At 40.0% G+C, this 16134-nt stretch carries 16 protein-coding genes; 13 read left to right on the forward strand and 3 right to left on the reverse strand.

Annotation, left to right across the window (positions count from 1 at the left end; translation table 11 throughout):
* From CFT42_RS01635 to argF, 6 genes are all read left to right on the forward strand, one after another.
* Entirely contained in the window at positions 1 to 447 is a 447-nt protein-coding gene (locus CFT42_RS01635; RefSeq protein ID WP_088808860.1) for a GtrA family protein, read from the forward strand.
* A 135-nt stretch (positions 448 to 582) separates the two neighbouring features.
* Positions 583 to 1605: an N-acetyl-gamma-glutamyl-phosphate reductase gene (argC, locus tag CFT42_RS01640; protein WP_088815232.1), complete on the forward strand. Its 1023-nt coding sequence runs from the start codon at positions 583 to 585 to the stop codon at positions 1603 to 1605.
* Between the two features lie 16 nt (positions 1606 to 1621).
* Positions 1622 to 2821 (forward strand): bifunctional glutamate N-acetyltransferase/amino-acid acetyltransferase ArgJ, encoded by a 1200-nt coding sequence (argJ, locus tag CFT42_RS01645; protein WP_088815233.1) that lies wholly within the window; start codon positions 1622 to 1624, stop codon positions 2819 to 2821.
* Between the two features lie 13 nt (positions 2822 to 2834).
* Entirely contained in the window at positions 2835 to 3587 is a 753-nt protein-coding gene (gene argB / locus CFT42_RS01650; protein WP_088808863.1) for an acetylglutamate kinase, read from the forward strand.
* Positions 3584 to 4720 carry an acetylornithine transaminase gene (locus CFT42_RS01655; protein ID WP_088815234.1) on the forward strand — a complete coding sequence of 379 codons (1137 nt, stop codon included), beginning with the start codon at positions 3584 to 3586 and terminating at the stop codon, positions 4718 to 4720. Before argB ends, CFT42_RS01655 begins: the two co-directional genes overlap by 4 nt.
* 4 nt (positions 4721 to 4724) lie before the next feature.
* Entirely contained in the window at positions 4725 to 5681 is a 957-nt protein-coding gene (argF, locus tag CFT42_RS01660; RefSeq protein ID WP_088815235.1) for an ornithine carbamoyltransferase, read from the forward strand.
* A 46-nt stretch (positions 5682 to 5727) separates the two neighbouring features.
* Here argF and CFT42_RS01665 read toward each other — a convergent pair whose 3' ends face one another.
* On the reverse strand, positions 5728 to 6528 hold the full coding sequence (locus CFT42_RS01665; protein WP_088808866.1) for an NAD kinase: 801 nt from the start codon (positions 6526 to 6528) through the stop codon (positions 5728 to 5730).
* Between the two features lie 165 nt (positions 6529 to 6693).
* Here CFT42_RS01665 and sppA point away from each other — a divergent pair, with 165 nt between their 5' ends.
* The 6 genes from sppA (at position 6694) to CFT42_RS01695 (ending at position 12927) form a co-directional block, all read left to right on the forward strand.
* On the forward strand, positions 6694 to 7710 hold the full coding sequence (gene sppA / locus CFT42_RS01670; protein ID WP_088815236.1) for a signal peptide peptidase SppA: 1017 nt from the start codon (positions 6694 to 6696) through the stop codon (positions 7708 to 7710).
* Positions 7711 to 7717: 7 nt separating this feature from the next.
* On the forward strand, positions 7718 to 8233 hold the full coding sequence (locus CFT42_RS01675; protein WP_244169918.1) for an RDD family protein: 516 nt from the start codon (positions 7718 to 7720) through the stop codon (positions 8231 to 8233).
* 53 nt (positions 8234 to 8286) lie between these two features.
* Positions 8287 to 8784 carry a thiol peroxidase gene (gene tpx / locus CFT42_RS01680; RefSeq protein ID WP_088815238.1) on the forward strand — a complete coding sequence of 166 codons (498 nt, stop codon included), beginning with the start codon at positions 8287 to 8289 and terminating at the stop codon, positions 8782 to 8784.
* Positions 8785 to 8992: 208 nt separating this feature from the next.
* Positions 8993 to 10003, forward strand: a complete 1011-nt coding sequence (locus CFT42_RS01685) for a class I SAM-dependent methyltransferase (protein ID WP_088808870.1) — start codon at positions 8993 to 8995, stop codon at positions 10001 to 10003.
* 10 nt (positions 10004 to 10013) lie between these two features.
* Positions 10014 to 11210 (forward strand): acetate kinase, encoded by a 1197-nt coding sequence (locus tag CFT42_RS01690; RefSeq protein ID WP_088809074.1) that lies wholly within the window; start codon positions 10014 to 10016, stop codon positions 11208 to 11210.
* Between the two features lie 148 nt (positions 11211 to 11358).
* A complete protein-coding gene (locus CFT42_RS01695; protein ID WP_088815239.1) occupies positions 11359 to 12927 on the forward strand; it encodes a restriction endonuclease in 1569 nt (522 codons plus the stop codon).
* 63 nt (positions 12928 to 12990) lie between these two features.
* Here the strand turns inward: CFT42_RS01695 and CFT42_RS01700 are convergent, their stop codons facing one another.
* On the reverse strand, positions 12991 to 13449 hold the full coding sequence (locus CFT42_RS01700; protein ID WP_088808872.1) for a universal stress protein: 459 nt from the start codon (positions 13447 to 13449) through the stop codon (positions 12991 to 12993).
* A 286-nt stretch (positions 13450 to 13735) separates the two neighbouring features.
* Between CFT42_RS01700 and ald the strand changes: the two genes are divergently transcribed.
* Complete coding sequence (ald, locus tag CFT42_RS01705) at positions 13736 to 14866, forward strand: alanine dehydrogenase (RefSeq protein ID WP_088815240.1); 1131 nt, start codon at positions 13736 to 13738, stop codon at positions 14864 to 14866.
* Positions 14867 to 14916: 50 nt separating this feature from the next.
* Here the strand turns inward: ald and CFT42_RS01710 are convergent, their stop codons facing one another.
* On the reverse strand, positions 14917 to 16014 hold the full coding sequence (locus CFT42_RS01710) for a M24 family metallopeptidase (protein ID WP_088815241.1): 1098 nt from the start codon (positions 16012 to 16014) through the stop codon (positions 14917 to 14919).
* Positions 16015 to 16134 lie beyond the last annotated feature (120 nt).

A 16134-nucleotide genomic window follows, 5' to 3' on the forward strand; every position in this document is an offset into this window, starting at 1 on the left:
ATGGAAAAGCTGAAAAATTGGTTAATTCAAACGTTCCCGTGGTATACGGAGAAGATTCATAGTATTTTTATGTATCTTGTTATGGGAGGATTTGCAACGGTTATCAATGTTGTTTCCTTTTGGTTCTTTGCTTCTTTCTTGGAGTGGGATTACCGACTTGCCAATACGATAGCGTGGATTTTATCTGTGCTGTTTGCTTATTTTTCAAATAAAAAGTATGTATTCGAAAGCTATACACCTGGTTTTAGAGAAAAATTAGCTGAATTTACGTCATTTGTAGGATTTCGATTTATTACTTTTCTAATCGATATGGCCCTAATGGTCGTGTTCATTGACGTTTTCTACATGAACGAAACGTGGGCGAAAATATTGGTAAATATCGTGGTTCTCGTACTGAATTACGTATTTAGCAAATGGATAATTTTTAAAATAAGAAAGCCAAATTAACGAAAACCTTAAATTGAAGTGATAGCACTTTGATTTAAGGTTTTTTATTTTTTTATAAAAAACCATTTGACATTATAAATATACAATATTATAATGAGTATTAATATTTTGAAAATCAGATATGGGGTGATGTGAATGAAAGTTTCTATTGTAGGAGCAACAGGTTATAGCGGTTTAGAGCTGATTCGGATTTTGCATAATCATCCGAACTTTGATATCGTTTCTATACATAATTATTCAAATGTCGGTATAGAAATTACGACGCTTTTTCCACATTTAAAATCGATATACAGCGGCATTTTAGAAGAAGTCATCCCAGAACGCATTATGGCACAAGCTGATTGCGTTTTTTTTGCAACTCCAGCTGGTGTTTCGAGCACGGCAGCAATTCCTTTTATGAAAGCTGGTTTTCCGGTGATTGATTTATCAGGCGACTTTCGGTTAGGGGCAGAAAGCTATGAAAAATGGTATAACAAAGCGCCGGCGAATGCCGTTTATTTAGAAAAAACGGCATATGGCTTGGCGGAATTTAGGCAAAACTTGACGGCGAAATGGGTCGCGAATCCTGGGTGTTATGCCACGTCTGTTTTATTACCGCTATTGCCGCTCATTTCAGAAGTGAAGCTTTCTAGTCCGATTGTGATTGATGCGAAATCAGGCGCTTCAGGAGCGGGGAAGGTGCCAAGTGAGGCGAATCATTTTGTTCATGTTCATGACAATCTGAGTGTCTATAAATTGAACGAGCATCAGCATATTCCAGAAATCATGCGAATTTTAAAGCAGCGAAATCAGTTGAGCCCTAAAATTCAATTTTCAACGTCGCTTTTGCCAGTTGCGCGGGGCATTTTATCGACGATTTATCTTGCACTTGATGAAGTGGAGGCTAGGCGTTGCGAAGCGATTTTGCAAACTACTTTTGCACAGAAAAAGTTTGTTCGGATTCAGCCGCTCGGCAAGCTGCCAAATATTAAACATGTTATTGGCTCAAATTTCTGTGATATTGGGCTGGCGTATAATACTGAAACAGGAATTTTAACTGTCGTTTCTGTGCTGGATAATTTAGTAAAAGGGGCTTCTGGGCAGGCTGTTCAAAATTTAAATTTGATGTTCGGTTTGGAGGAAAGTACTGGGCTCCTTCATTCGCCGATTTTTCCTTAGAAAGGGGAGCTTTTACATGGAAGTAATCAAAGGGAGCATTGCATCGCCAAAAGGCTTTTATGCAGACGGAAAGCATGCGGGATTAAAACGGAAGAGGAAAGATATAGGTTGGATTTTTTCGGAAGTTCCAGCAAGTGCGGCGGTTGTTTATACGACCAATCAAATTCAGGCGGCACCAATTCAAGTGACGAAACAGGCGATGAAAGTAAGTGACACGCTCCAAGCGGTTGTCGTAAACAGCGGTAATGCTAATGCATGCACGGGAAAACGGGGACTCGAAGATGCTTTTTATATGCAAGACTGTGCGGCGAAGCAATTGGGTGTCGCGAATGAGGCGGTCGCTGTCTGTTCAACGGGCGTAATTGGGGAGTTTTTGGAGCTCGATAAAATCACGAATGGGATTAAAATGTTGCGGTTAAAACATGGTCAGGCAAGTGATTTCGAGGAAGCCATTTTAACTACAGATACGCGAGAAAAACAAATAGTAGTGCAGGACACGATTGGCGGACAACTTGTGACGCTGAGCGGTGTTGCGAAAGGATCTGGAATGATTCATCCGAATATGGCAACGATGCTGGCATTTTTGACGACTGACGCCAATATTTCAAGTGAAATTTTGCAAGTGCTAGTGAAACAATTAGTGAATGAAACGTTTAATCAAATTACAGTTGATGGAGATACATCAACAAATGACATGGTAATTGTACTCGCGAATGGTCTTGCCGAACACGAAGCATTGACAGAAGAAAATCCTGAATTTAAAAAATTTTCGGATATGTTATATGTGGTCTTTGAACATTTGGCAAAGGCGATTGCTCGTGACGGTGAAGGTGCAACGAAACTTATTGAGGTGGCTGTTAATGGGGCGACGAGCGAACTTGACGCGAGGATGATTGCGAAAAAAATTGTTTCTTCGAGTTTGGTGAAGACGGCAATGTTTGGCGGTGACGCGAACTGGGGGCGCATCATTTGTGCGATTGGGTATTCTGGCGGCAGGTTTTCGCCTGACTACATTTCGATTCGCGTAGGGCCACACCTTATTTTAAACAAGAGTGAAGCTTGTAAGTATTCGGAAGCGGAGCTACAAGATTATTTGCGGGAAGCGGAGCTGATTCGGATTGAAGTGGATCTGCATGTGGGACTTGAAACGGGTCTTGCTTGGGGCTGTGATTTGAGTTATGAATATGTCAAAATTAACGCCTGTTACCGGACGTGAAGGAGTTGTGTTGATGGAAGATATCATTGTTGTGAAACTTGGTGGACTGGCGAGTCAGGCGTTAGATGAACAGTTTTTTGGTCAAATTCAAAAATGGCGTCTGGAAAACAAGAAAATTGTGATGGTTCACGGTGGTGGGAAATACATTAGCGAAATGATGGCGCGCCTAAACATGCCGGTTGAGATGAAAAATGGGCGACGGGTGACGACGAAAGAAACGCTTGAGATTACGAAAATGGTGTTGATTGGGCAAGTACAACCGGAAATTTCTGCAAAGTTTCAAAAAGAAAATATTCCGCTCCTTGGTCTAAATGCAGGCGATGCGAGTTTGCTTGAAGCGATGCCGGCAAATGAGGCGGGGCTAGGATTTGTTGGCGAAATAAAGCGGGTAAATGCGGGACTGCTGATGGAACTGTTAGCGGTCAATTCGGTTCTCCTACTCGCACCGCTCGGCATTGACGAAAACCAACAGTGGTGGAATGTGAACGCTGATTCGGCTGCTTGCGCTGTAGCGTCAGCTCTGCAAGCGCGTACCTTTTACCTGCTAACAGATGTTCCGGGTGTTAAACAAAATAATGTTGTTTTACGCGATATGACGACAAATAAAATTAATTTTTTGATTGAAAATGGAGATGTTAGTGGTGGCATGATTCCCAAACTTGAAAGTGCCAAGCTCGCTATTCAAAGTGGCGTCGAAAATGTTTTCATCACAAGCCAAATTGGTATAGCAGGAACGCAAATAAAACAGGAGGTAACGACATCATGACACATTTATTCCCAACCTATCAACGCTTGCCAATTGAGCTAGTTTCAGGAAGCGGTACGGTGGTATACGATGAACAAGGCAAACATTATTTAGATTTTACGAGTGGAATTGGGGTTTGCAATCTGGGGCATGTTAATCCTTTAGTACATCAGGCGGTTAGCGCGCAACTAGACCAAATTTGGCACACATCTAATTTATTTTTAAACCAAAAGCAAGAACGTGTGGCGGCGCTACTTGCGAAGGGGAATTTAACATATGCTTTTTTCTGCAACAGTGGTGCCGAGGCAAATGAAGCGGCAATCAAGCTTGCTAGAAAGCATACAGGACGTACGAAAATGATTACATTTGAGCAGTCTTTTCACGGGCGAACATTTGGCGCAATGGCGGCGACGGGACAAGAAAAGGTGAAAACTGGTTTTGGAAAGATGCTAGAAGGTTTCATTTATACGCCTTACAATGACTTCGCTACTTTTCAAAATTTATTGGATAAAGATGTGGCCGCGGTAATGCTTGAAATTGTGCAAGGTGAAGGTGGTGTCCACCCGGCGAGTCATGAATTTTTGCAGAAAGTTTCGGGGTTATGTAAGCAAAACGGAACGCTCCTCATTGTAGATGAAGTACAAACGGGAATGGGGCGCACTGGAACGATGTACGCGTATGAACAGGCTGGAATTGAACCAGATATTATAACGCTTGCAAAAGGGCTCGGGAATGGCTTACCAATTGGTGCGATAGTTGGTGACGCGAAATTGTTTGCTACTTTTTCAAATGGAACGCATGGCTCAACTTTTGGTGGGAATCAAGTTGTGCTGGCAGCGGCTGAAACGGTCGTGACGCAAATTTCAAATGCTGCTTTTCTAGCAGAGGTTAGAGAAAAGGCAGCTTATTTCAGAGGGAAGTTAGCTACGCTTACAGAATACGAGGTCGTGAAGGAAGTCCGCGGCGAAGGTTTCTTGCTAGGCATTGAACTTCAAACGAATGCAGGAGGTATCCTTCAAAAGGCAAGGAAGAACGGTTTGTTGCTTTTAAGCGCGGGAGAAAAGGTTGTGCGAATTATGCCACCACTCACGGTTTCACGGCAGGAGCTCGATGCTGCATTTTTAGTTCTACAAAAAATTTTGAAAGAAGGGTGAAAACATGCAAATAAAAGCGGAGAAAACAGTTGGGAAAGATTTATTGACACTTTTGGAATGGGAAAAAGAGGAGATTTTGGATTTGCTTACGGTCGCACTTGATATGAAAACAAACCCTGCCGATTATAGCCACGCGCTTAGCGGGAAAATTCTTGGCATGATTTTCGATAAGCCTTCAACGCGGACGCGTGTTTCGTTTGAGGCGGGGATTTTGCAACTTGGTGGACAAGCGATTGTGATGAACGCAAAAGAGCTTCAAATTGGGCGGGGCGAGCCGATTATCGATACGGCTAACGTGCTTGATGAATATTTGGACGCTATAATGATTCGAACGTTCAGTCATGAAAATGTTGAAGAACTTGCGACGCACGCTAAAATCCCGGTTATAAATGGGCTGACCGATCTGCATCACCCGTGCCAAGCGCTAGCGGATTTACTCACCATTTTTGAAGTGAAAGATCGGTTTGATGGCGTAAAGCTGGCTTATGTTGGCGACGGAAATAATGTTTGTCATTCGCTACTCCTTGCCTGTGCGAAGGTGGGGCTTGATATGACGTTTGCAACGCCAGAAAATTTCGCTGTAAGTCCTGACATTCTGGCGCTCGCGAAGCAACTCGCGGCAAATAGTGGGGCAAGTATAGAGCACACTGCCGATCCAGTTACAGCAGTAAACAATGCCGATTTCATCTACACAGATGTGTGGACGAGCATGGGGCAAGAAGAGGAAAATCAAGTACGATTACAAACTTTTGGGGAAAATTATCAAGTAAATGAAACGCTAGCAAGCCACGCAAAACCAGATTATCACTTCCTGCATTGTTTACCTGCACACCGCGGCGAAGAAGTGAGTAGTGAGGTCATTGATAATCCGCTGCATTCGCTTATTTATCAGCAAGCGGGTAATCGGCTGCATGCGCAAAAAGCTTTGCTAGTTGCCGTTTTAAAAGAATCTGTACGCTGATTTTTAATAAGTAAAGAACCTACCATTTGGCAGGTTCTTTTATTCATTATAAGAAATTGCGTTTTACTTTGTCCCAGAAAGAGTTGTCTGGAAGTTTAATAATGTTGATGAAACGGTCGCCGACTTCTAAGTTGATTTCGTGGACGTGTTGAATACTTAGTGCTTCGCTGTCCATGCCGATAAGAGGGAATTCATTGTTTCCTTCAGAACCTAGGACGATTTTAAGTTTGCGTTTTGGACTTAAAATGAACGATGAACCGAGCGTTCTGAAACGATTGTTGTTGAGTGATGCTAGTTCACTAACTTGCATAGAAGGGAGTAAAGGGTCAACAATAGAGCCATTAACAGACTTATTGTAAGCCGTACTTCCAGTTGGCGTTGAAATAACCATGCCATCGCCACGGAATGTTTCAAAGTGGCTACCGTTAATGTAAAGGTCCATGGTTAGCGTTCGGATAATTGAAGAACGAATGTTAAACTCATTTAGTACATAAAAAGCTTTCGTATTGTTCACGGTTCCGTAAATCGTTGGATATCTTCTAACGAGCCAGCGTTCCTCAGAAGCCGCTTTGATGATTTCATCTAATTGATGGATATGGAAGTCGCAATATTGACCAAGCTGTTCAGTTAGAGCAATCCCAGCGTATAAGCAATCTTGACGATAATTTGTTTCACGAACGGATTTTAGAAAAGCACCATCACCACCGATACTAATAATAACGGTTGCTTTTTGATAGTCTTCTGTTAGTTCAAAACCATAATCTGTTGTGATTTTCTTTAAATCTTTCGCGATTTTATGCAGTTCTTCGGTTTTCCGGTAAGAAAAGTGGAAAATTTGTTTTGACATGTTTGTCCCTCCAGTGGCAATTTCAAAATTTTAGTAGAAAATCTTCTTTATTATCATATCATGCTTTTCAAAAGATTGCTTTTTAAAACTGAAAATTTTTAGTTGTCGAGATGTTTTTCTCTTGATACACTTACATTATCTGTAAATAAAAAAGGAGAGAAAATAATGAATGCTAAACGATGGATTGCACTGTTACTTGTTTTTGTTATCGTCATCATCTCAGGGGTTGCAAAAATCACCTCTACATTTTTAACGAGTGACAAGGAAGAACAGCGTACAAAAAGCGTTGTGAGTTCGCTACTTTCTAACAATGAATTAACAGAAGAAGAAATTAAAACCGGAGATGCCGATAAGGTAGCGATTTTATCTGTAGATGGCACCATTCAAAACACGGGAGAAGACGCATCGTTATTTAGTTCAACAGGTTATAATCATGTTACATTTATGGAAGAGCTTGAAGCTGTTCGAAAAGACACCAAAGTGAAAGCTGTATTGCTTTATGTCAATTCACCTGGTGGTGGAGTGATGGAATCCGCACAAATTCGTGATAAAATCTTGCAAATTAAAGCTGAACGAAAAATTCCATTTTACGTTTCGATGGGAAGTATGGCCGCATCAGGCGGTTATTATATTTCGGCACCGGCCGACAAAATTTTCGCAAGTAAAGAAACGTTAACTGGGTCGCTCGGCGTTATTATGCGTGGCTATGATTATAGTGAATTGATGAAAAAAGTAGGAATTTCTGACAATACCATTAAAAGTGGTGAATATAAAGATATCATGAGTGGCTCAAGACCGATGACCTCTGAAGAGAAGCAAATTATGCAACGTATGATTGATGATTCCTATAATGAATTCGTTCAAGTTGTCGCAGAAGGACGCGACATGACAGAAGCAGAAGTGAAAAAAATCGCCGACGGTCGGATTTATGATGGTCGCCAAGCAAAGGAAAACGGCTTGATTGATGAATTCGGCTATCAAGAAACCGCTCTCGCCGCTTTACAAAAAGATTATGATCTACAAGACGCAACGGTTTTTAAATATGATACACCAACAGGCTTTAGCAGTTTCTTCTCAAGCGCCGCTACTTCGCTAAGCGGAAAAAACGCTGATTTAATCGCGATTATGAAACAAACCGGCACGCTTGAAGCACCACGCATGATGTATCTTTACGGAGAATAAGGAGGGGATTATTTTGGAAGAAAAAGAACGACAAGTTTATCATTACGAAGCGCCAAGTTCACCTTTTCGGAAAATACCAAAACCCTATTTCGCCGGATTTTGGATTCGCTTTTTTGCCTATATCGTGGATTTAATTGTGATTGCCGCTTTAAATGGGATAATTGTCAATCCGATTTTGCGCGTATTACAAGTTGACATGTCAGGCGGACTTTTTAGTTTGGTTGGTTTCGTCAAAACCATTCTTTTCTTGCTGTATTTTATTCTAATGACAAAGTTTTTCGCGCAAACACTTGGGAAAATAATTTTTGGGTTAAAAGTCATTCGAGAAGACGGCGAAAAATTAACATGGCTCAACGTTTTATTTCGCGAAGGTGCCTTGAGATTTATCCAAAAAACCATTTTGCCGCTTTACTTCGTTGTTGCCTTTACGCCGCACAAGCAAGGTGTTGCAGATTTGATGGAAAAAACAGCCGTTGTCCATGAAAATTTAATGGCGCTTTCTGAAAGCAGATTAATGGCTTGAAGGACAAATTTTCCCTACAATAGAGAAGTGGAAAGCTAAAGGAGGAGATTTTTATGGCAAATGTTACATTTAAAGGGAATCCGGTAACACTTCTAGGTAGCGAACAAAAAGTTGGAGTATTGGCGCCTGATTTCACGGTGTTAAATCGGGATTTAGAACCAGTCACGCTACATGATTTTGACGGCAAAGTGCGCATCATTAGCGTCATACCATCGATTGATACGAGTGTCTGCTCACAACAAACTCGCCGTTTTAATGAAGAGGCGAGTGGGTTAGAAAATACGGTTGTGTTAACGATTTCGGTTGACCTACCTTTTGCCCAAAAGAAATGGTGTGCTTCTTCCGGACTTGAAGACGTGATTACACTTTCTGATCACCGCGACTTGTCGTTTGGAGAAGCTTACGGGGTTGTTATGAAGGAGTTACGCTTGCTTGCCCGTGCCGTTTTTGTTGTAGACGCATCAGGTAAAATTGTTTATGCGGAGTATGTGCCAGAGGGAACGAATCATCCAAACTATGAAAAAGCGATTGAAAGTGCTAAACAAGCCTAATAAAACCAGTCGCCTTGATGGCAAATAGTAAAGCTTCTTGTTTAACAGCTCTCTGTCTTGTGATAGGGAGCTGTTTTCCTGTATCAATTTTGCCTAGAAACTGTATTAAAAGAGCATTTTTCTTTAAAAGAAAATGCTTTTAAGTTGGTAGGAAATGCTGTATAATATTTTGTGGTGTTAGTAATGAAAAAAATTCGAGGTGTTATTTTTGGGAAATACAGCAACTCCGGAAATATTCCAAGTGCTTGATGAAACGGCAATTATTTTGCAAAATGCACTTGAAATGAGCTATTTGGAAGCCGTTTATGAAACTAGCGAGAATTTATTTCAACATGAAGTTTTGCAAAAAGACGAATTATCCGATGAGCAAGTCAAAAAATTGATGGCGCAATATGACACCATTCAATTAGCGGATTTTGCCGCAGAAGATATTCGTAAAAGTTTTCAACTCGCGCTTTTAAAAGGCATGAAGCATGGAATTCAAATGAATCATCAAATGACGCCGGATTCGATTGGTTTTATTTTAACGTATTTAGTGGAAAAGGCTATGAAATCAAGAGAACAAATCACTGTGCTTGATCCAGCTGTTGGAACGGCCAACTTGTTAACAACGATGATGAACCAACTGACATTAAAAGATAACGTTTCGGTTGCGGCTACTGGTGTCGAAGTGGATGATTTGCTTATTTCGCTTGCCCTTGTGAGTGCTGATTTGCAAGGTGTACCAGTCAATTTGATTCATCAGGATGGTCTTAGCAATTTATTAGTTGATCCAGTAGATGTTGTGATCAGCGATTTGCCTATTGGCTACTATCCGAATGATACACGTGCGGAAGATTTTGAGTTACACCGAACAGACGGACATTCATTTGCTCACTATTTATTTATCGAGCAAGGGATGCGTTACACAAAACCAGGCGGCTATTTATTTTTCCTTGTGCCAGATGCCATGTTTAGCACAGCCGATTTTGCAAAACTAGATCGCTTTGTAAAAAAATATGGCTATATGCAAGGAATCATCAAGTTACCTGATTCTCTATTTAAGTCAGAAGAAGCACGAAAAAGCATTTTAATGTTACAAAAAGACGGAGACAATGTCCGTAAACCAAAAGAAGTTTTACTGGCCAATCTATCTTCACTTTCTGATCCGCGCATTACTGCGCCGATCTTGGCACAGATTGAAGATTGGTTCCGTGAAAATAAACGAGAAGGGAATTGAACAAAACAAAATGGAAAAAACAATTGCGATTAACGCTGGAAGCTCATCACTCAAATTTCAACTTTATGACATGCCCTCTGAGGAAGTCATTACGAAAGGTATTGTCGAACGTATTGGCTTAAAGGATTCAATCTTCACGATTTCTGTAGACGGAGAGAAAATCACCGAAACAACAGATATTCCGGATCATGAAGTAGCCGTTCAAATGCTACTAGAAAAATTAATTTCTAACAACATTATCGCATCTTATGATGAAATTACAGGTGTTGGTCATCGTGTTGTACATGGTGGAGAAAAATTCCCTGATTCTATTTTTATTGATGAACAAGTTATTCAAGATATTGAAGAGCTTTCCGAGCTTGCGCCGCTTCATAATCCTGCGAACGTAACCGGAATTAAAGCTTTCAAAAAAATCTTACCTAATATTATTTCGGTTGCTGTATTTGATACAGCATTCCATCAAACGATGCCAGAAGCGAGCTACTTATACAGCTTGCCGTATAGCTATTATGAGGATTATGGCATTCGTAAATATGGTTTCCACGGTACAAGTCATAAATATGTATCGGAACGTGCGGCAGAGCTTCTAGGTCGTCCTGTAGAAGAATTACGCCTATTAACATGTCACCTCGGAAATGGCGCAAGTATCGCTGCTATCGAAGGTGGTAAATCGATGGATACTTCAATGGGCTTCACGCCACTTGCAGGGGTTTCCATGGGAACTCGTTCAGGAAACATTGACCCAGCACTTATTCCTTTCATTATGGAAAAAACGGGAAAAACGGCTGAACAAGTTTTAGACGTTTTGAATAAAGAATCAGGCATGCTTGGGGTATCTGGTATTTCAAGCGACCTTCGTGACCTTGAGCAAGAAGCTTCAAAAGGAAACGAACGCGCTGATTTGGCGCTGGAAGTTTTTGTTGACCGTATCCATAAATATATCGGTTCTTATGCAGCGCGCATGAACGGTGTTGATGCTATCATCTTTACAGCTGGAATCGGTGAAAACAGTTCTTTCATTCGTGAACGTGTTTTACGCGGCTTAGAATTCATGGGCGTTTACTGGGATCCAGCACTTAACCAAGTTCACGGCGAAGAAGCATTCCTAAACTACCCGCATTCGCCAGTTAAAGTTATTGTTATCCCAACAAATGAAGAATTAATGATTGCACGTGATGTTGAACGGATTAAAGCTGAGCGCGCATAATGAATAGATTTATAGAAGTGGAATTCAAGCAGAGTATTAGTGCTTGACTCCACTTCTTTTATTTTCCCCTATATATCTTTGTTTTTTAGTCAGTTAATTTGATATAATTATATTAAAATGAATTAACTACAAATGGGGAGGAAGCAACATGGCAAAAAGCTTTTACAGTACAATGAAGAAAATAGGTAGAGAAGTCGATCGTCAATCGAGAGCAAACGCTAGAGAAGTAGAACGACGACGTAAAGAAGAAATCAAAAGGCAAAAGGAGTATGAAAAACAACAGTTAGCTTATGAAAAAGAACGTGCAATAGAATATGCAAAATCAACCACTGAAGAAGTACAATCTGAAAGAGAGGCGTTGAACAATGTCATTGATACGATTCAATTTGACAGTGAGGCGTCGAATTTTCAAGATTTAAAAGAAGTAACACCATTTTTAAATGAAAAACCTGTTCCACCTGTTACTAAGAATAATCCAGAAAAACCTGTTTTAAAATATAATTTTGTAGATAAATTATCGAATAATAGGCAATTAAAGAAAAAGGAAGCCTATGATAATGCATTAATTAAATGGGATAGTGAGCTCAAAAAAGTTGAAGAGTACAATGCAAGTTTATATAAAAAATATGAAGCAGATTTAACTGTATATTTGAAAGGCGAAGAGGAATTTCTAAAAAAACAAGATGAGCATAATAAATATATTCAAGAATTAGAAGATGGTTTAATAATGGGCAAGCAGGAAAGCATTGAATTATATTATAACCGTGTATTTGAAAGCTTGATATATGATTTTGATTTAGAAACATTATCTAACATAGAATACAGAGAAACAGGTAAAATACTTCTCGTTGATTATTATTTACCAACCCGAGAAATTATTCCTAGACTTAAGTTAATGAAGTATGTCCAATCTAGAAAAGAGTTTACTGAATCACAAATTTCTGAAAAACAAATAAATGATGTATACAATAACTTGCTATATAGCCTTATTTTAGAGGTGACAAATGTTATCTATAAAGCTGATGAAAACGCGCATATCGATTCTGTTGTAATAAACGGTTGGTTAGAGGATATCAATCAAGCAACAGGAAATCTAGAGAATTTTTGTCTTATGAGTCTACAAACTAACAAGGAAGATTTTCAAGAACTAAACTTAAGCAGAGTTGAACCGAAAGAATGCTTTAGAAAATTAAAAGGTGTTGCCAAATCGAATCTAAATGATTTAGTTCCAGTTGTTCCGATTCTTACATTAAATCGGGAAGATGAAAGATTTGTAGAATCAAAATCTATTGGAGAAAAAATTAATGGTACAAACCTCGCTACGATGAATTGGGAGGAATTTGAACATCTTGTTCGAGAGTTGTTTGAAAGAGTATTTACGGAAAAAGGAATTGAAATCAAAACTACTCGTTCTTCTAAAGATGGTGGTGTTGATGCAGTAATGTTTGATTCAGACCCTATAACAGGTGGGAAGTTTATTGTTCAAGCTAAAAGGTATACAAATTTAGTTGGTGTTTCTGCAGTTAGAGATTTGTATGGAACTATCATGAACGAAGGTGCTACAAAAGGGATTTTAGTAACAACTTCTGACTATGGCCCTGATTCCTATGAATTCGCTAGAAACAAGCCTATTTCTTTGTTAAATGGGAATAATTTATTAAGCATGTTATCAGAGCATGGATATGAAAATATTCGAATTGATTTAAAAGAAAAATAAGAAAGACCCTAGACAATTTCATCTAAGGTCATTGGCGACTATGGTTATCCTAGTCGTTTTTTTTTACTCTACATACTCAGGTTCATCATTTCTCACAACAAGCACGTCGCAAGGGGAGTGACGAATAATGTACTCAGAAACACTACCAATAAGTAAACGTTCAACCGCATTCAAACCGGTTGCACCACACATAATTAAATCAGCTTGGAATGCTTTTGCAGCTTCTTTAGTAATCGCTGTTTTCGGGGAGCCATATTCAATGTAAGTTTCTACGTTTGTTACGCCAGCTTTTAAAGCATCTTCTTTATAACCACTTAAAAGTTCATCCGCATATTCTGTCGCTTTATCCGCCATGCTCGTGTCATAATTCGCCACTGATGAAAAAGCACGTGTATCGATAACATGAACAAGTCCAAGGGAACCATCATTTCGTTTTGCCACTTGAATCGCTTTTTGGAACGCGCGCTCCGCTTCTTTTGATCCATCCACCGCTACTAGAATTCGTTTGTATTGTTGTAACATAAAATAACCTCCCAAGATAATTTTTTCTATACTTTATATTTTACCCCTTTTTGGAAAAAACAACCACAAAAATGGCGAAAATTTTTGAATAAGAAGAGGTAAGTTTATTCATCCTTTTGCATAGGAAAAGATTGTGATAAAAAGCGCATAAAGGCAGGGCATGACGTGATGAATAAATTTGTTAAAATTGAAGTTTTATTATTGCTCAATTTAGGAATATTGTGTTAGAATTTAAATGTAAGCGGTTAACTGTGGGTATATTTCACTACAAAAGGAGAGGTTTTAAATGATTATAGGTGTACCGAAAGAAATAAAAAACAATGAAAACCGAGTTGCAATGACACCAGCTAGCGTACTTTCTTACGTTAATGCTGGACACCATGTTTTAGTCGAAAAAAATGCGGGTTTAGGTTCGAATTTTCATGATGCTGATTACGCGAGTGCAGGGGCGAAAATCGTAGACACAGCAAAAGAAGTTTGGGCTGCTGAAATGGTCGTAAAAGTAAAAGAACCGATTGTTTCTGAATATCAATATTTCCGTGAAGGCTTGCTTCTTTTCACATATTTACATTTAGCGAACGAACCAGAACTAACCGAAGCTTTAGTTAAAAATAAAGTAAACAGTGTGGCGTATGAAACCGTAGAACTCGATGACCGCTCGTTACCACTTCTAAGTCCAATGAGTGAAGTGGCAGGACGAATGGCGACCCAAATTGGTGCGCAGTTTCTCCAAAAAATCCACGGTGGCATGGGCGTTTTACTTAGCGGTGTGCCCGGGGTTGAGCGGAGCAATGTCACCATTATTGGCGGAGGTATGGCAGGAACCAATGCTGCTAAAATTGCAATTGGTTTAGGTGCCAAAGTCACGATTTTAGATTTAAATTTGCATCGTCTTCGCGAATTAGACGACATTTTTGGCAATGATGTTACGACGTTAATGAGTAACGATTTCAACATTGAAGAGTCCGTGAAAAATTCCGATCTCGTCATCGGCGCCGTTTTAATTCCCGGAGCAAGAGCACCGAAACTCGTGAAAGAACATATGGTTAAACAAATGAAACCAGGCTCTGTTTTAGTAGATATCGCCATCGATCAAGGTGGCATCTTTGAAACGAGCGACCGCGTGACAACTCATGACAATCCAACCTATGAAAAATATGGTGTTGTTCATTACGCAGTAGCAAACATGCCAGGTGCCGTGCCGCGTACATCAACAATGGCACTTACAAACGCAACATTACAATATGGCTTAAAACTGGCGAACCAAGGTCTTATTCAAGCCGTGACGAACGATTTCCATCTCTATAAAGGTGTCAATACCTTTGAAGGAAACGTCACTTATCAAGCAGTAGCCCGCGATTTAGGCTATGATTATAAGGAGCTAAGCACACTCTTAAATAATACAACAGCGAAATAGGCAAACAAAAAACGAACTTTTCGTTTCTTGAAAAGTTCGTTTTTTGTTTCTTAATGAATCACTAATAATTCTTTCGGGAACTCCGTTAAAATTTCATATCCCTCTTTTGTCACCACAATATCATCTTCAATCCGAACGCCTGCAATACCCGGAACATAAATACCTGGCTCGATTGTAAAGACCATATTTTCCGCAAGCGGCATATCATTTGTTTCCGTAATAGAAGGGAATTCATGAACGCTAGCACCCAAACCGTGTCCAAGCCGGTGCGGGAAATAATCGCCGTATCCAGCGTCACGAATCGTGTTTCGAGCCGTCAAATCGAGCTCTTTAGCCGGCGCACCAGCGCGAACTTTCGCAATCGCTTTTTGCTGCGCATCTAAAACCGTATCGTAGATGTTCTTTTGCTCCGCGGAAATCTCACCAAACGCAACTGTGCGCGTAATATCCGAACAATAACCTTTATGAACAACCCCTAAATCAAATAGGACTAAATCGCCTTTTTTGATTTTTGTGTCACCCGGTGTTCCATGTGGAAGTGCGCCATTCTTGCCGGTCAAAACCATCGTATCAAAACTCATTTTAGAAACGCCTTTTTTCTTCATTTCGTATTCGATTTTGGCCACAATCTCGGCTTCCGTTTTCCCCTCAGCAATTTCATCAATGCCAACTTGAACGGCATAATCAGCAAGGAGTGCGGCTTCTTTTAAAATTTTAAGTTCGTCTGGTGTTTTGACAAGGCGAATCATTTGGATTTTATGCTCAATTGGCACAAAAGAAGTGGAGCTGAATTTGCCTGAAAGTTGCTCAAAACGGTCCAAAGTAATGTGGTTTTTCTCAAGCGCAATCTTGGTCGGATTTTTAACCCGAGCTTGAATTTGTTCGGCAATGATTTTAAAAGGATCTTCGGTGTCGCTGTAGCCGTAAACATCGTGTTTCCAGCCGCTCGTCTTAGCATCTTCGACTTCAAGACCGGGCGTGAATAGAAACGGCGGATGGTCTGCAAAAACAATTAATCCGAGTACGCGTTCGTGTGGATCGCTGTGATAGCCTGTGAAGTACGCAATGTTTTCTGGCTCGGTAATAAAGGCAGCCGAGGCATTTTGCTCTTTTAACCAATTTTCTAAAACATCAATATTTTTCTCCATTTTTTTACCTTCTTTCCGAAGCGAGTTCCTCTTCATCATAGCACGATTTTTAGCTTTTCGCACGCTTTCAGTTGCTTTTCTATTCTAATAAATATAAAATTAGAGTGGTACAGATAAAGC

It is taken from the genome of Listeria goaensis, assembly GCF_900186125.1.
In the GTDB taxonomy this organism is placed as follows: domain Bacteria; phylum Bacillota; class Bacilli; order Lactobacillales; family Listeriaceae; genus Listeria; species Listeria goaensis.

Excerpts from the sequence above, each read along its gene's own strand:
- CFT42_RS01635 (WP_088808860.1), top strand. The coding sequence starts at position 1 with ATGGAAAAGCTGAAAAATTGGTTAATTCAAACGTTCCCGTGGTATACG.
- argC (WP_088815232.1), top strand. The coding sequence starts at position 583 with ATGAAAGTTTCTATTGTAGGAGCAACAGGTTATAGCGGTTTAGAGCTG.
- argJ (WP_088815233.1), top strand. The coding sequence starts at position 1,622 with ATGGAAGTAATCAAAGGGAGCATTGCATCGCCAAAAGGCTTTTATGCA.
- argB (WP_088808863.1), top strand. The coding sequence starts at position 2,835 with ATGGAAGATATCATTGTTGTGAAACTTGGTGGACTGGCGAGTCAGGCG.
- CFT42_RS01655 (WP_088815234.1), top strand. The coding sequence starts at position 3,584 with ATGACACATTTATTCCCAACCTATCAACGCTTGCCAATTGAGCTAGTT.
- argF (WP_088815235.1), top strand. The coding sequence starts at position 4,725 with ATGCAAATAAAAGCGGAGAAAACAGTTGGGAAAGATTTATTGACACTT.
- CFT42_RS01665 (WP_088808866.1), bottom strand. The coding sequence starts at position 6,528 with ATGTCAAAACAAATTTTCCACTTTTCTTACCGGAAAACCGAAGAACTG.
- sppA (WP_088815236.1), top strand. The coding sequence starts at position 6,694 with ATGAATGCTAAACGATGGATTGCACTGTTACTTGTTTTTGTTATCGTC.
- tpx (WP_088815238.1), top strand. The coding sequence starts at position 8,287 with ATGGCAAATGTTACATTTAAAGGGAATCCGGTAACACTTCTAGGTAGC.
- CFT42_RS01690 (WP_088809074.1), top strand. The coding sequence starts at position 10,014 with ATGGAAAAAACAATTGCGATTAACGCTGGAAGCTCATCACTCAAATTT.
- CFT42_RS01695 (WP_088815239.1), top strand. The coding sequence starts at position 11,359 with ATGGCAAAAAGCTTTTACAGTACAATGAAGAAAATAGGTAGAGAAGTC.
- CFT42_RS01700 (WP_088808872.1), bottom strand. The coding sequence starts at position 13,449 with ATGTTACAACAATACAAACGAATTCTAGTAGCGGTGGATGGATCAAAA.
- ald (WP_088815240.1), top strand. The coding sequence starts at position 13,736 with ATGATTATAGGTGTACCGAAAGAAATAAAAAACAATGAAAACCGAGTT.
- CFT42_RS01710 (WP_088815241.1), bottom strand. The coding sequence starts at position 16,014 with ATGGAGAAAAATATTGATGTTTTAGAAAATTGGTTAAAAGAGCAAAAT.